This window comes from Chryseobacterium jejuense (genome assembly GCF_900100075.1).
Lineage (GTDB): Bacteria > Bacteroidota > Bacteroidia > Flavobacteriales > Weeksellaceae > Chryseobacterium > Chryseobacterium jejuense.
The window spans coordinates 763,330-777,999 of the sequence record NZ_FNEG01000002.1 but is presented as its reverse complement, the minus strand read 5'-3'; the positions used below and the strand labels follow the sequence as shown (position 1 = coordinate 777,999).

Below are 14,670 nucleotides of genomic sequence, written 5' to 3'. Positions count from 1 at the left end.
AATATTATAAAAAGAATTGAAAATCAAGTATAAAAAAGTTTATTATACAACCTATTTTTATACTTTTGCAAAAAATTAGAAAATTATGTACTGGACATTAGAATTAGCTTCATATCTAAGTGACGCACCTTGGCCAATGACAAAAGCAGAGCTTATTGACTACGCAATCAGAACTGGTGCTCCTATGGAAGTAGTTGAAAACCTTCAGGCAATTGAGGATGAAGGAGAAATCTATGAATCTATCGAAGAAGTTTGGAGTGACTACCCAACAGACGAGGATTTCCTTTGGAACGAGGACGAATATTAATAAAGCGATAAGCTTTAGGCTGCGAGCTTAGAGCTTTTTTGCCCTTTTTTATATATTAACTTACACGATAAGCGTGTCATTAAAACGCTTAAAGCATCTTGCATTAAGCATAAAGCAAAAAATTTATGAGTTTTTTAAACAAAGTTCTTAAAGGGTTTTTGGGAGACAAAAAAGCGCAGGACCTAAAAGAAGTAAAAAAAGTTGTAACAAAAATCAAGGCTGTAGAACCTAACATCCAACAATTGTCGGATGATGGACTGAGACAAAAAACTGCTGAGTTTAAAGCAAATATTAAAAATGCTACCAGCAAGATCACAGCTCAAATAGAACAGATTAAAGAGCAGATAAAAAACTCAACAAACGTTGATGAGAAAGAAGCTCTTTTCTCAAATATTGAGTCTCTAAAGAAAGAATCGTACGAAATTGAAGAGAAAGTTCTTATTCAGGTTCTTCCGGAAGCTTTTGCATTGATAAAAGAAACCGCAAGAAGATGGGCACAGAACGGAGAAATTCGTGTAACAGCAAGTGATTGGGATAGAGAACTGGCTGCTGCAGGAAAAGATTTCGTTAGCATTCAAGGAGACCAAGCTGTTTGGAAAAACTCATGGGACGCTGCCGGAACTCCAGTAGTTTGGGATATGGTCCACTATGATGTTCAGTTTATCGGAGGTATTATTCTTCACAGTGGTAAAATTGCCGAAATGGCAACCGGTGAAGGTAAAACTTTGGTAGGAACATTACCTATTTACTTAAATTCACTTCCGGAAAGAGGTGTTCACGTTGTAACCGTGAATGACTATCTTGCGAAAAGAGACTCCGCTTGGATGGGTCCTCTTTATCAGTTCCATGGAATGTCTATCGATTGTATCGATAACCACCAGCCGAACTCAGACGGAAGAAGAAAAGCATACAATTCAGATATTACTTACGGAACGAACAACGAATTCGGTTTCGATTATCTGAGAGATAACATGGTGACTTCACCTTCAGAACTGGTACAAAGAGAATTGAACTTTGCAATCGTGGATGAGGTGGATTCCGTGTTGGTAGATGATGCAAGAACACCGTTGATTATTTCTGGTCCGGTTCCTCAGGGAGACAGACAGGAATTTGATGTTCTTAAGCCTTCTATCGACAGAATCGTTGAAGTTCAAAAGAAAACAGTTTCTGTAATCTTCAATGAAGCGAAAAAATTAATCGCAGCAGGAAAAACTAAAGAAGGAGGATTCAAATTGCTTCAGGCATACAGAGGTCTTCCTAAAAACAGACAATTAATCAAATTCTTATCGGAAAGCGGAAACAGAGCATTGCTTCAAAAAACAGAAGCTCAATACATGCAGGATAACAACCGTGATATGCCGATTGTAGATAAAGACCTTTACTTCGTTATTGAAGAAAAGAACAATCAGGTAGACCTTACAGACAAAGGTGTTGAATACATGTCTCAAGGTAACTCTGACCCTAACTTCTTCGTTCTTCCGGATATCGGAACTGAAATTGCTGAAGTAGAGGCTAAAAACTTATCTAAAGAAGAAGAATTCGAAGCTAAAGAAAGACTTTTCGGTGATTTTGCTGAAAAATCTGAAAGAGTTCACACCATGAGCCAGCTATTGAAAGCCTATACATTATTTGAAAAAGATGATGAGTATGTGGTCATTGATGGCGAGGTAAAAATCGTTGACGAGCAGACGGGTCGTATCATGGAAGGAAGACGTTATTCTGATGGTCTTCACCAGGCGATTGAAGCTAAAGAAAACGTAAAAATTGAGGCTGCTACTCAAACTTTTGCAACGATTACGCTTCAGAACTATTTCCGTATGTACAACAAACTTGCGGGGATGACTGGTACTGCTGAAACTGAGGCTGGTGAGCTTTGGGAGATCTACAAATTAGACGTTGTGGTTATTCCAACCAACCGTGTGATTTTAAGAAATGACAAACAGGATTTAGTTTTCAAAACTAACAGAGAAAAATATAACGCTGTAATTGAAGAAATTGAAAAATTAACGGCAGAGAAAAGGCCTGTACTAGTAGGGACAACATCTGTTGAAATTTCTCAATTGCTTTCAAAAGCACTTCAGTTAAGAAAAATTCCACACCAGGTATTGAATGCGAAGCTTCACAAGAAGGAAGCTGAGATTGTTGCCGGAGCAGGACAGCCGGGAGTTGTAACCATTGCAACAAACATGGCAGGTCGTGGTACGGATATTAAACTTTCTAAAGAAGTAAAAGAAGCTGGTGGTTTAGCGATTATCGGTACTGAAAGACACGACTCAAGACGTGTTGACAGACAGTTAAGAGGAAGAGCAGGTCGTCAGGGAGATCCTGGAAGTTCTCAGTTCTATGTATCTCTTGAAGATAACTTAATGCGTCTATTCGGTTCTGAAAGAATTGCTAAAATGATGGACAGAATGGGTCATAAAGAGGGTGAAGTTATTCAGCACTCTATGATTAGCAAGTCTATTGAAAGAGCTCAGAAAAAAGTAGAAGAGAACAACTTCGGAACAAGAAAGAGACTTCTTGAATATGATGACGTAATGAACAAACAACGTGACGTAATCTATAAGAGAAGAAAGAATGCTCTATTCGGAGATCACTTGAAATATGACATCACGAACATGATTTTCGATGTAGCCAACTCTATCGTTGCGAAAGGAAAAGCTACAGGAAATTATAAAGATTTTGAATATGAAATCATTAAAACATTTACAATGGAATCTCCGGTTTCACAAAATGATTTTAATAATAAAAACATTCAGGATCTAACGAATATCTTATTCAAAGCTGCTCAGGAAGATTATCAGATGAAACTGAACTTATTGAAAGAGAAATCATTCCCAATCATTGAGAATGTGTATCAAAACCAAGGTTCAATGTTTAAAATGATTCAGGTTCCTTTTACAGACGGCCACAAAACAATGACTATTGTTGCTGACCTGAAAGAAGCTTACGATACTCAGTGTGAAAGCTTAATCAATGATTTTGAAAAGAACATCACTTTATCAATCATTGATGAAAACTGGAAGCTTCACCTTCGTGAGATGGACGACCTAAGAAGATCTTCTCAAGGAGCTGTTTATGAGCAGAAAGATCCACTTGTAATTTACAAACAGGAATCTTTCCACTTATTCAGTGAAATGATGGAGAAATTAAACAAAGAAATTATTTCTTTCTTATACAAAGGAGAAATTCCTGCATAAGAAATAATTAAAGATATTATTAAAAAAACCGCTCTGGCATTGGCCGGAGCGGTTTTTTGTTGTGGATTGTATAATAATTTTATGACAAATATCAATATTATTGTTTATTTAGAATAGTTAAAAACAATATATTTGCATAAAATTTGACTTTCATGAAAAATGTACTGATGTGTGCCTCTATGTTGGGTTGTGTACTAACTTTTGCCCAAGAAAAGGATTCTACTAAAACTAAAAGCATTGATGCAGTAATCATTAATACATATATAAAAAAAGACAGTGAATCTTCAAATAAAATGCCTTTAAAGGCTATTGAAAATCCACAGGTTTACTCAAGTATTGATAAAGTCATTTTAGAAAATCAGGGAATTTATACTGTAGATGATGCCCTCAAAAACATTCCCGGTCTTCAGAATATGTGGACATCCAATGGTAGAGCGGGTGATGGTGGGGCTTATGTTAGCTTAAGAGGTTTTGTTTCTTCCAATTCTTTAAGAAACGGGGTATTGGGAGCCGTAACAGGGACAATAGATGCCATCAACCTTGAAAAAGTAGAAGTTTTGAAAGGGCCATCGGGAACATTATTCGGAAGTTTACTATCAAGCTATGGAGGGGTAATCAACCGAGTAACTAAAAAGCCTTATGACACATTTGGAGGAAATGTAAGCTTAGGAGGTGGTAGCTACAATACATACCGAGCTGCAGTAGATATTAATACTCCGCTTACTCAGGATAAAAAATTACTATTCCGTTTAAATTCGGCTTATACCAACGAAGGAACATTCCAAACAGAAGGATTCAGAAGAAACCTTGCCATCGCTCCAAGTTTAAGTTACAAACCTACTGACCGTTTGAGTATCAATCTTGATATGGAATTGTTCCAAATGAAGAATATGAGCGATCAGACCTTCTTCTTCTACTCTGGAGAGTACTTACAAAAGGTAAACAACATCAAAGATCTTAATCTTGATTATAGAAATTCTTATTTAGGAAAAGACCTTACCAATACAGGAAGAAGCATCAATTTCTTCGGTCAGGTTAATTATAAAATTTCAAAATCTATTACATCTTCTACTAACTTCAGTACATCATCCAGTTATTCTAATGGATTTATGCCTTACTTATACTTTTCAGGAAAAGATGCAGATAAGATATACAGAAGTGATCAATCTACAAGAGACAGCCGAAAAAGATCTCTTAATTTCCAACAAAACTTTAACGGAGACTTCCATATAGGAACCCTTAGAAACAGAGTGGTTTTAGGGTTTGATTATTTAAGAGTGAACAATAATCAAAATTTCTATGATGTGAATGGCTTTGATAAGAATGCCAAGGGAGAATCAATTCCAGTTCCTTTGCATCAATCGGGCTTCGATTATACCAATTTCAATGGTTCAGCCCTACAGGCACAATATAACGCGATGGCGGGAAAGGAAAGTCCCTACCTCATCAATGGGATACAGGAAAACTATGCTGTTTATATTTCAAATGTACTGAACATCACCAATAACCTTAATGTACTAATGGCATTGCGAGTGGATAATTTCAGTAATAAACCGGGCATTACAGATCTTGTAAATCCAAAGGAGGGCCAAAAATTAAATCAAACGTTCTTTTCTCCAAAATTAGGTGTGGTATATGAGCTGATAAAAGATAAGATTTCTGTATTTGGGAACTATCAAAACAGCTTCAAAAATCTTGATTATTATACAGATGCTTCGGGTGCAACGGCAACTCCTGTACCTGAACAAGCTAACCAAATGGAGGGAGGTATCAAAACGAATCTATTTAACGGAAAAATATCTTCTACATTCAGCTATTATAATATTAAGGTGAAAGATGTTTTGAGAAATGCTATCGGAGCAACTGATCCAAGGGCAAAAATACAAGACGGAACCATTGTAAGCAGAGGTGTTGAACTAGAAGTGAATGCGTACTTGGTAAAAGGATTTACAGCTATTGCCGGTTTCAGCTATAATGATTCAAAATATACTCAATCTGATGATACCGTTCTCAACAGAAGACCCAATACTTCAGGATCACCTTATCTGGCCAACCTTTATGCAAGTTATCAGTTTTTAGACGGAAAACTGAAAGGCCTTGGATTTGGAATTGGCGGAAACTATGCGAGTGAAAATAAGATTGTTAATAATTTAAATATTGACAAAGATGCTCATACTCAAAAAGAAGAGGTATTTACTCTACCATCCTATGTGGTCCTGAATGCCAGTGCTTACTATGACGCCGGAAAATTCAGAATTGGCGTTAAAGTAGACAATATCACCAATCAACATTACTGGATAGGATATACAACAGCTAATCCACAAAGATTGATTAATGCTGTAGGAACCCTTACTTATAAATTCTAAACTGTTACAATAAATTACTACCCCTTATAAACAATGAAAAAACTGACGATAGGAGCTATACTATTAACTTCAATGTTAACATTTGCTCAGGAAAAGGACACTATTAAATCTAACAATATTGAAGAAGTAATCGTTAACGGAAGATATTATAAGAAATATGTAGAAAAGCAGGGATCTTCTTCTCTTCGTCTGGATGAAGCCCTTATTAAGATTCCTCAGAATATTTCAATCATCACCAATAAAGCTTTAGAAGATCAGCAGGTAACAACTTTAAGTGATGGTGTGTTAAGAAACGTTGCCGGGGCTCAAAGACTAGAGCATTGGGGAGACATGTATACAAGAGTAAATATGAGAGGAGCCAGAGCTGCTGCTTTCATGAATGGAGTTAACGTAACTTCAAGTTGGGGTCCTTTAAGTGAAGATATGAGCTATGTAGATCATATTGAATTCATCAAAGGCCCTTCAGGATTCTTAATGTCAAACGGCGAGCCAAGTGGTATTTATAACATCGTTACAAAAAAACCTACTGGAAACGCTCTCAATGGAACCGCAAGAGTAACCCTTGGAAGTTTCAATATGTACAGAGGTGAAGCAGATATTGATACTAAGATCACTGACAAGGTAGCATTTAGATTGAACTTAATGGCTCAGAATAAAAACAGCTTCAGAGACTATGAGTTCAATGATCGTTATATTATCAATCCATCAGTTAAAATAGACCTTAGTGATAAAACAACTTTAACAGCAGAATATATTTATCAAAAGGCTAAAATGTCTGAGGTAGGATCTGCTTATGTTTTTAGTTTTCAGGGCTACAAAGCTAAACCGGTTGGATATACACTTACAGATCCCGGAATTGACCCAACAAAGGTGGACAATAATACCATAAACATCAATTTACAGCATAAATTCAACGAAAACTGGAAATTGACTTCTCAATTGACTTATGTGAATGAATATACGATGGGAAGTGATCTTTGGCCGAGCAAGTTTGAGGGTAATTATATGCTTCGTCGTTTAAATTATTGGGAAGCAGATAATACGATGAAATTTGGTCAGGTTTTTCTGAATGGACTTGTAAAAACAGGACCTGTTTCTCATAAAATCTTGGCCGGTCTTGATCTGGGAAGCAAAAAATATATGGCGGATTGGTCACAAGGATACAATCTGGATATGTTTAATGAAAATGGTGATGAAACCGCCGAAAATACCATTAAAGATTATAAATACTGGTATAATATAGACACGAATAATTATGATATTAATATTCCTGATAATCGCCCTTACTCAGGACCTAATAATACTAAAGCCTATCTAGCTTTTGACAAAACTAGACCTCTTTCAGTAAGAGCTGGCTCAGGAAGTACTATTGATCAAAGATATACTGGTTTATATTTACAAGATGAACTAGGCTTTTTCAATGATGCTTTAAGACTTACATTAGCAGCGCGTTATACGAATGTAAAAGAAGTTAATTATGGAGTAAAATCTGAAGCCAACAGAATCACACCCCGTATTGGATTAAGTTATTCTATTAATGAAAATACCTCTGCTTATGCTTTGTATGACCAATCCTTTGTACCACAGGCTGGATTATTCAGAGATGGAACAACAGCTTCTCCGTTAACAGGTGACAATATTGAAGTTGGTTTCAAGAAAGATTGGTTTGCCGGTAAATGGAATACTACCCTTTCATTATATAACATTAATAAGAATAATGAAATTACAGGAGATCCGAACCTAACAAACAATCCAAACGGAAAATATTCTATTCTTCTTGGGAAAACAAGAGTACAGGGAGTAGAATTTGATCTGAAGGGGGAAATTGTAAAAGGTTTCAATGCTATTTTTAACTATGCATTCACTGAGAATAAATATACTGAGACTACTGCTAAAGCACAAAAAGGAGACCGAGTTCCGGGATATGCGAAACACACCGCAAACGGCTGGCTAAACTACACGTTCAGTAATAATCTTCTTGAAGGTTTTGGGTTGAGTTTTGGAGGAACTTATATGGCAGACAGAAGCAGCTGGGGCTGGGGAAGCACAAATACTCAACAAATGGCGGATTATGTAAAATTTGATGCTGGAGCTTCATGGGAAAATTCAAAATTCAGAGTTAATTTTAATGTATTTAATATCTTCAACAGATATTTATATTCAGGAGCACCATATGGAGAGTATTACTATTACCAGGCAGATGCCCCTAGAAACTTCAGATTATCAATCGGATATAAATTTTAAAAAATAAAGGTTAGCCCTCTCGGGGGTTAACTTTTTGCTATGAGAAAAAAGCCCCACCATAAAAAGAAAATTTCTCCAACGAAGAAATGGTCTGCCAAACTACATTTGTGGTTTGGTTTGTCTGTTGGTATCATTGTATTCATAGTCTCTCTTACGGGGACTTTGTACGTTTTTAAGGATGAAATACAGAATATTCTCCGTAAGGACGTTATTTATGTAAAACATGAAGCCTCAGCCCAAAAACCAATACCTCTTACTATCCTTCGGGAAAAAGTAAGCTTGGAACTTCATGAAAAATATCCGATTAACTCTGTTGAAATATCCCTAGACAAAGGAAAATCTTACCGTTTTTTATATTACGAAAAGAGTAAAAAAGGCTGGAATTATTTTCAACAAGTATTGATCAACAAGCAAGCTTATGTCAATCAGTATACAGGAGAAATCCTTGCTGTTTATGATGAAAAATATGATGTATTCAATATTTTGAAATATATCCACTGGGGTCTTTTACTGAATTCTGAATGGGGGCCATATGTAGTTGGAATTCCAACCGTACTTTTTATCATCATGTTGATTACCGGAATCATTTTATGGTGGCCTAAAAATAAAAATGCCCGAAAAGGAAGATTCTGGTTCAATTGGGAAAATGTAAAAAACTGGAAGCGCAAAAATTATGATCTTCATAATGTGTTGGGGTTTTATGCCTCATTTATTGCCTTAATAATGAGTGTAACAGGAATTTATTTTGCATATCCATATGTAAAAAACACGTTTAATCTTGCCCTGTCTGGTTATTGGGAACAACCAAAAGAAAAACAGATCAAATCTCCAGATTCATTAATGGCAAAGAGGTCTGATCTTTTTGATATAACTGCTTTACAAACAGAAAAACTATACGCAGGAGCTGCCAGCTACAGAATTTCACTCAATGGAAAAAACAAGAAAGGAAAAGAGCTTAAAAACCTTCCCATCACCATCTATGGGCAGGAAGGAAGATTCAGTGAAAGGAACATGCTGACTTTTGATAAATATTCTGGAAAATTACTAACCAACAAACCTCATCAACAACTGAGCAACGCCGAGAAATATGCCAATGCCAACTATGACATCCATACAGGATCTTATTTTGGATTGTTTGGAAAAATCATCTGGTTTATTGCCGGTCTTATATGTACATCACTTCCTGTGACCGGATTTCTGATCTGGTGGGGAAAAAGAAAGAAACAAGGAAAGAAAATATAATGAAAAAAGCGCTTTTATCAGCTGCATGTCTGGGAACCATAACCGTTTTTGGCCAGAAGAATGATTCTTTAAATGCTCAAAGAGTTGAGGAAGTTGTCATGACCGCTTCCAGGAAAAAAGAGAATATTAAAGAAGTACCAAGTTCTATTACCATTGTTGGAGAGAAACAGATCCAGTCTCAATTGACAGTCAATTCAGACATTACCAGCATCCTGCAGTATACGGTTCCGAGTTTAGGAACCAATTCCGGGCAGACATCCAATACCGGGCAAACCTTAAGAGGACGTCAGGTGTTAGTTTTAATAGATGGAATTCCACAGTCTACTCCCCTTCGAAACGGAGCAAGAGATTTGAGAGTTATTGATCCTTCTGCCATTGAAAGAGTTGAAGTTATTAAAGGAGCTTCATCCATCTATGGAAATGGTGCAGACGGTGGTATCATCAATTATATTACGAAAGGAAACAAAACCAATAAAAATATTTCTGGGATTTCACAGATTGGTTTCACAGGGCAACGCTCAGGTGGAACATTAGGAGTAAGAGCCAGCCAGCTTTTATCCGGAAAGATCAATAAGTTTGATTATACCCTTTCCTTAGCCTATGAAAGAACAGGGTATATGAAAGATGCCAATAAAGTCTATTTAAGCCCTACCTACAGTACAGCAAAAATGGATAACTACAACGGAATGTTGAAATTAGGCTATGACATTAATGAAAATCAAAGAGTTGAAGCTTCTTATATCGGATATTCATCAAGGTCAGATCTTAATCTTGGATTAAACACTGGTGTATATGGCGTTAGGCCTACAATTGGTGAAGGGCAGGGAAAAAGTCTAGAAACCACACCACAAGGAACACCAAGGAATCATAATATCAGACTAAGCTATGATAATAAAAATCTGTTCACCGGAACCGCATTAAATGTGAATCTGTATTATCAGGATTTTAAAACCGTTTACGGATATAGTGACACATTTTTCAATGGTGGACAGTCTAATGTTCTTTCCAAAAAAGCAGGGGCAAGATTCAATTTAGACACCCAGCTTTGGAATACTCAAAACTCTCAGGCAGAAATCATCTATGGAACTGATATTCTGAATGATGAAACGGTACAGAAGCTGGAAGACGGTCGTTTCTGGACACCCAATATGAATATGACCAATATTGCCCCTTTCTTATTGGCAAAAATTGATCTGTTCAAAAAGTTAACCATCAAAGGAGGGCTTCGATATGAAAACATCAAAGTAAATGTAGATGATTTCAACACTCTTTCTGTTATTAAAAACAATGGGACATTTACCCCAAGTATTCCGGTAGCAGGCGGAAAATTAAACTATAATGCACTAGTAGGAAATATCGGACTACGTTACAATATTGAGCCTTACATTAACCTTTTTGGAAGCTTTTCACAAGCCTACTCTATCAATGAATTGGGAAGAATACTGAGAACCTCAACCTCTGAAACCATCAAAAACCTAGAAACGAAACCCATCATCGTAAACAATTACGAACTAGGAGCTACAGGACAGGTTTCCAGCTGGATGAATTATGAATTAACCTCTTATGTAAGTACTTCAAAACTAGGTGCTACCTTTGTTCAGAGTGCAGACAGAGCTTTGACTATTAAAAGAGCACCAGAAATTATCTATGGTGTAGAAGGTTTTTTACACTTCACACCTGTTAAATGGCTTCAATTTGGGGGAAGCTATAGCTGGATGGAAGGAATTACGTCTCCGGATGATAACGGAAATTATTCAGCTAAAATCAATAACAGTAGAATCTCTGCCCCTAAGGTCCTAGCTTATCTACAGGTAAAACCTATTCCTGAAGTTTTCGTTGGAGTTGATATGCTTCACTCGTTTCAACAGAACAGATTTGAGCCTGGGGCTAATAAACAATATACTTATGGAGAAGGATTTGTTCCTGATTACACCGTCTTTAACCTAAAACTAGGCAGCGAAATCAATAAAAACTGGAAACTGTCAATAGGAATTGAGAACTTTTTCAACAAACTGTATCAACCTTCAATTGCGTGGTGGTCAGCAAGAGACAGCGAGTTTGTAAATGCTACGGGAACAAGAGGAACACTTATTCTTGAATATAAATTTTAATTAATCTAAATAAAAAGTAAAGACTATCTTTGCGATACTTTTAACTCTTATATGAAGAAAAATCATCATCAAAAAAAGAAGCCGGGATTCTTTAAAAAATGGTCATCAAAGCTCCATTTATGGTTTGGGCTGGGTATTGGATTTTTAATCTTTATTATTTCCATTACCGGAGCATTATACGTTTTTAAGGATGAAGTGGAAAACTACACCCGAAAGGATGTGATCTACCATCATGAACAGAATATTGAGCAAAAGCAGATTCTTCCCATTCGTGTAATGGAAAAAGCAGTTGCCGAACAGGTAAAAGAAAAATACCCGATCCACTGGGTTAATGTCCCTATGGATAAGACAATGTCCTATATGTTCTTCTGGTATGAGCACAATACGGATGCCTGGAATTATTTTGATGAGTTTCCTATCTATAAGCAGGCCTATGTAAATCCTTACACAGGAAAAGTACTGAGAGTATATGATGAAAAGAACGGATTCTTCAATATTGTTAAAATGATCCACTGGAGCTATCTTCTGAAACAGGATTGGGGAACGTATGTGGTAGGAATACCAGTAATTATCTTCATCATCATGCTGATTACCGGAATTGTTTTATGGTGGCCTAAAAACAAAGCAGCAAGAAAACAACGTTTCTCATTCAAGTGGAAAAATATAAAGAGCTGGAAAAGAAAAAACTACGACCTTCACAATGTATTAGGGTTCTATGCTTCAATCTTTGCCCTTATCTTCTCGATAACAGGTTTGTTTTATGCATTCTTTGTAGTTCAGGCGATGATTTATGTAGTGTTTTCCGGAGGAGAAACCGTGTATCCTGATTTCTCCCACATTAAAACAAAAGCTCCCATCGAGATGAGAACTGAAAATACTCTGGATAAAATTATCAATACCGTTAAAGAAAAATACCCTGAGTCTTATGGTTTTGCAATAGATCTTGGACATGAGCATATGGATGACCATGAGCATCCTAATTTTGAAGTATATGTTAAACATCTTACTTACTCATATCACAAAAGCAGCAGCCTTATTTTTGATGAAAACTCAGGAGATTTGCTACATACCCATGATCCAAAGGATAAAAACTTTGGAGAAAAGGTTGTAAGTGCCAATTATGATATCCACGTAGGTGCTATTTTAGGCCTTCCTACAAAGATTATCGCTTTTATTGTGAGCCTTATCTGCGCTTCTCTTCCGGTAACTGGATTTATGATCTGGTGGGGGCGAAGAAAGAAAAAACCGGTAAAAACAGCTTAATCTTTTAAATAATACAAGGTTAATAAGCTATTAATACAATCTTTTTTATAATTTTAGCCCCTAGAATTTAATAATAGAAATGTCATTAATAGATTTATCAAAACAGGTTGCCCTTGGAGTTGACATCGGCGGAACCAATACCAAGTTCGGAATTGTAAACCACCGCGGGGAAGTTCTGGATAAAGGAAGTCTTAAAACCGATGCTTATGATAAAGTAGAAGATTTCATCGATGCTTTGTATGAACACGTATATCCTTTAATGGAAAAACATGGTTCAGAGAAGCACTTTGACGGAATTGGTGTAGGAGCACCCAACGCAAACTATTATAAAGGAACAATTGAATTAGCACCTAACCTACCATGGAAAGGGGTCATTCCTTTTACTGAACTGATGACCGCAAAATTCAATTTGCCTTGCACAGTAACCAATGATGCCAATGCTGCAGCATTGGGTGAGATGCTTTTCGGAGCAGCACGCGGAATGAAAGATTTCATCATGATTACCCTGGGAACAGGAGTAGGAAGCGGAATTATCTCTAACGGGAGCCTAATCTACGGACATGATGGTTTTGCCGGAGAATTGGGACATACTATTGTAAAGCCAGGTGGAAGAAAGCACTGGAGCACTGGATCTGAGGGAAGCCTGGAAGCCTATGCTTCTGCAACAGGAATTACCATCACAGCTAAAAAAATGAGAGCGGAGTTCCCGGAGTCTATGCTGAACCAATATCCTGAAGACGAGATCAATTCTAAAACAGTCTATGAATGTGCAATAAAAGAAGATCCAATTGCTATTGAAGTTTTCAGATATACAGGACAAAAGCTGGGTGAAGCATTAGCCAATTTCGTAATGTTTTCTTCACCACAAGCAATCCTTTTATTTGGTGGAGTCATCAAAGCCGGAGACTTTATTTTAAAACCAGCTAAACTTCATATGGAAAGGAATCTGCTTCCAATCTTTAGAAATAAGGTAAAATTAGTATTCAGTGAACTGGACGAGGCGGATGCTGCCATTCTTGGGGCAAGTGCTTTGGTTTGGGAAAAGTAACTGATACACTTATAATATTTAAAGCGATCTCATGGTGAGATCGCTTTTTTGTTTGCCACGTATTAACGAATAAATATATTAGCGCATGTGTGTCTTAAAATACAGCTCTTTTATACAGGCCCCTACTTACTTTTATTATTAGCATTATCTATGAAAACAATTCATCAGATCCGTATCAAAATCCATGAAGTTTTTCTTACTTTTGATTAGCATTTTTCGTAGCCTTTCGAGGACAAAAGAAATGTATTAAAACAATATAATTACCAAAAAATGGATAACAATAATTTAGAAACCATCGTTTTCGGTGGCGGATGTTTCTGGTGTGTAGAAAGCTGTTTCAATTTGTTAAAAGGTGTTGAATCTGCCCTATCAGGATATTCCGGTGGGCACAAAGACAACCCAACGTATCAGGAAGTTTGTACCGGCGAAACAGGCCATGCAGAAGTAGTACAGATCACTTACAATCCTTCCATAATTTCCTACGAACAACTAATGGATGTTTTCTTCTTCTTACACGATCCTACTCAGCTTAACAGACAGGGAAATGACATCGGAACTCAATACCGTTCTGTTATTTATTATAAAGATGAGGCAGAAAAGGCAAAAGCTCAGGAAGCCATTAAAGTTTCTCAGGAATCCGGAAGATGGGCTGGAACTTACGTAACTGAACTGGCGCCATTTGAAAAATTCTGGCCGGCAGAACAATACCACCAGGGTTATTATAATGAAAACCCTACTCAGCCATACTGTAGTGCTGTGGTAGGTCCTAAGATCCAGAAGTTTAAAAAGTATTTTGGAGAACTGGGAATGCTGAATGCAGAGTAATATAGAGCGGAGAGAAATCTTCGCTTTTTTTGTGGAAAAAATTGTTCTAACTGAACTAAAAATT

Annotated in this window: 9 protein-coding genes; all 9 read left to right on the top strand. The window is 36.7% G+C overall.

The genetic code is table 11. From position 1 onward, the window contains the following. Window positions 1–85 precede the first annotated feature (85 nt). Window positions 86–307: a DUF2795 domain-containing protein gene (locus BLS98_RS08940; RefSeq protein WP_002662059.1), complete on the top strand. Its 222-nt coding sequence runs from the start codon at window positions 86–88 to the stop codon at window positions 305–307. A gap of 125 nt (window positions 308–432) precedes the next feature. Next, complete coding sequence (gene secA / locus BLS98_RS08935; protein WP_089735619.1) at window positions 433–3,507, top strand: preprotein translocase subunit SecA; 3,075 nt, start codon at window positions 433–435, stop codon at window positions 3,505–3,507. A 152-nt stretch (window positions 3,508–3,659) separates the two neighbouring features. Beyond that, on the top strand, window positions 3,660–5,873 hold the full coding sequence (locus BLS98_RS08930; protein WP_089735616.1) for a TonB-dependent siderophore receptor: 2,214 nt from the start codon (window positions 3,660–3,662) through the stop codon (window positions 5,871–5,873). Window positions 5,874–5,906: 33 nt separating this feature from the next. Then, window positions 5,907–8,117, top strand: coding sequence for a TonB-dependent siderophore receptor (locus tag BLS98_RS08925; protein ID WP_089735614.1), 2,211 nt, complete (start codon window positions 5,907–5,909; stop codon window positions 8,115–8,117). A 39-nt stretch (window positions 8,118–8,156) separates the two neighbouring features. Beyond that, on the top strand, window positions 8,157–9,359 hold the full coding sequence (locus BLS98_RS08920) for a PepSY-associated TM helix domain-containing protein (RefSeq protein ID WP_089735612.1): 1,203 nt from the start codon (window positions 8,157–8,159) through the stop codon (window positions 9,357–9,359). After that, window positions 9,359–11,470, top strand: a complete 2,112-nt coding sequence (locus BLS98_RS08915; protein WP_089735753.1) for a TonB-dependent receptor — start codon at window positions 9,359–9,361, stop codon at window positions 11,468–11,470. The genes BLS98_RS08920 and BLS98_RS08915 overlap by 1 nt, the downstream gene beginning before the upstream one ends. A 51-nt stretch (window positions 11,471–11,521) precedes the next feature. Beyond that, complete coding sequence (locus tag BLS98_RS08910) at window positions 11,522–12,733, top strand: PepSY-associated TM helix domain-containing protein (protein ID WP_089735609.1); 1,212 nt, start codon at window positions 11,522–11,524, stop codon at window positions 12,731–12,733. Window positions 12,734–12,812: 79 nt separating this feature from the next. Next, complete coding sequence (locus tag BLS98_RS08905; protein WP_089735607.1) at window positions 12,813–13,781, top strand: ROK family protein; 969 nt, start codon at window positions 12,813–12,815, stop codon at window positions 13,779–13,781. Window positions 13,782–14,051: 270 nt separating this feature from the next. Next, window positions 14,052–14,606, top strand: a complete 555-nt coding sequence (gene msrA, locus BLS98_RS08900) for a peptide-methionine (S)-S-oxide reductase MsrA (RefSeq protein ID WP_089735605.1) — start codon at window positions 14,052–14,054, stop codon at window positions 14,604–14,606. Window positions 14,607–14,670: the final 64 nt, after the last annotated feature.

What these genes read in the sequence shown, in the direction of transcription:
- BLS98_RS08905 (WP_089735607.1), top strand. Translation starts at nt 12,813, where the DNA reads ATGTCATTAATAGATTTATCAAAACAGGTTGCCCTTGGAGTTGACATC.
- BLS98_RS08920 (WP_089735612.1), top strand. Translation starts at nt 8,157, where the DNA reads ATGAGAAAAAAGCCCCACCATAAAAAGAAAATTTCTCCAACGAAGAAA.
- BLS98_RS08940 (WP_002662059.1), top strand. Translation starts at nt 86, where the DNA reads ATGTACTGGACATTAGAATTAGCTTCATATCTAAGTGACGCACCTTGG.
- BLS98_RS08910 (WP_089735609.1), top strand. Translation starts at nt 11,522, where the DNA reads ATGAAGAAAAATCATCATCAAAAAAAGAAGCCGGGATTCTTTAAAAAA.
- BLS98_RS08925 (WP_089735614.1), top strand. Translation starts at nt 5,907, where the DNA reads ATGAAAAAACTGACGATAGGAGCTATACTATTAACTTCAATGTTAACA.
- secA (WP_089735619.1), top strand. Translation starts at nt 433, where the DNA reads ATGAGTTTTTTAAACAAAGTTCTTAAAGGGTTTTTGGGAGACAAAAAA.
- msrA (WP_089735605.1), top strand. Translation starts at nt 14,052, where the DNA reads ATGGATAACAATAATTTAGAAACCATCGTTTTCGGTGGCGGATGTTTC.
- BLS98_RS08915 (WP_089735753.1), top strand. Translation starts at nt 9,359, where the DNA reads ATGAAAAAAGCGCTTTTATCAGCTGCATGTCTGGGAACCATAACCGTT.
- BLS98_RS08930 (WP_089735616.1), top strand. Translation starts at nt 3,660, where the DNA reads ATGAAAAATGTACTGATGTGTGCCTCTATGTTGGGTTGTGTACTAACT.